The sequence below is a fragment of the Paenibacillus sp. LS-5 genome, assembly GCF_056121505.1.
Map to the genome: position 1 here is coordinate 1 of NZ_JBWAVA010000115.1, position 245 is coordinate 245.

General features: G+C 60.8%; 1 protein-coding gene. It reads left to right on the forward strand.

All coding sequences use genetic code 11. The features are described 5' to 3' along the window. Positions 1-245: SAM-dependent methyltransferase (locus AC0MA3_RS26690; protein ID WP_474658377.1), on the forward strand; the 245-nt coding region annotated here is incomplete at both ends.

Here is a 245-nt window from a genome sequence, read left to right on the forward strand (position 1 = left end):
GGTACGGGTACGCGCGGCCTGCATACCAAGATCAAGAAGAAGGCGGGCACGATCAAGGAATCGTCGCGCCGCTGGCTCGAACGTCACATCAACGATCCCTATGTGCAGCGGTCGAAGGCCGACGGCTATCGTTCGCGCGCGGCCTACAAGCTGATCGAGATCGATGACCGCTACAAGATCCTGAAAAAGGGTCAGCGCATCATCGATCTGGGTGCCGCTCCCGGCGGCTGGAGCCAGATTGCAGC